This is a genomic window from Psychrobacillus sp. FJAT-21963 (assembly GCF_001420585.1).
GTDB lineage: Bacteria > Bacillota > Bacilli > Bacillales_A > Planococcaceae > Psychrobacillus.
Window position 1 is genome coordinate 1 of record NZ_LJIY01000025.1, and the last position, 836, is coordinate 836.

1 protein-coding gene is annotated in these 836 nt (G+C 34.9%); it reads left to right on the top strand.

The window, feature by feature from the left end; genetic code table 11:
- Positions 1-129 precede the first annotated feature (129 nt).
- A complete protein-coding gene (locus AN959_RS20285; protein ID WP_053591449.1) occupies positions 130-678 on the top strand; it encodes a GNAT family N-acetyltransferase in 549 nt (182 codons plus the stop codon).
- Positions 679-836: the final 158 nt, after the last annotated feature.

Here is an 836-nt window from a genome sequence, read left to right on the forward strand (position 1 = left end):
ATTTATATAACGAGAGGAGTGTTAAAAATGAAAAACTTTCAAATGGTGATTGAAAAGTAATTGGCATTCGCCTACTCTTTTCAATTCGATTCCCTTCATTATAAAACTTGAAAAGAAAAGAGGAATTGCATGTTTTATCAAGATGAAGAGTTAATTTTACGACCTATACAAAAGGGAGATTTACCAAGACTTTGGGAACTAATTTATAAAGATGAGGCACCCGAATGGAAAAAATGGGATGCACCGTATTTTGAGCATAAGGCTATCTCATTCGAAGCGTTTATGGAAAAAGCCGATTCATTTGTACAAAGAGAAAATATGTGGGTAATTGAAGTTGCAGGCTTAACCTGCGGGACTGTTTCATATTACTGGGAGCATGAGCCTTCTAAATGGCTAGAGATGGGGATTGTTTTTCACGAATCGGCTAATTGGGGAAAAGGTTTGGGGACACGTGCTTTAAAACTTTGGGCAGAGCATTTATTTAGCACTATACCTTTAGTTCGTGTTGGATTTACAACGTGGTCAGGTAATGAGCGGATGATTCGTGTAGGAGAAAAACTAGGTATGACAATGGAAGCACGAATCCGTAAAGTGAGATTTTACAATGGAGAATATTACGATTCAATCCGCATGGGTATTTTAAGGGAAGAATGGGAACAACTTAAAATAGGAATTTAAATAGTAAAAACTGGTTAGTAAATGATCTAACCAGTTTTTACTTTAATTGCTCATTACTGATACACTACTCGCTGATAAAACAGAATGTACTTAGTTAGCCTAATTGCCAAATACGTGCTATTTATAAAATTTAGAAAAATTGATATTGACTATAAATA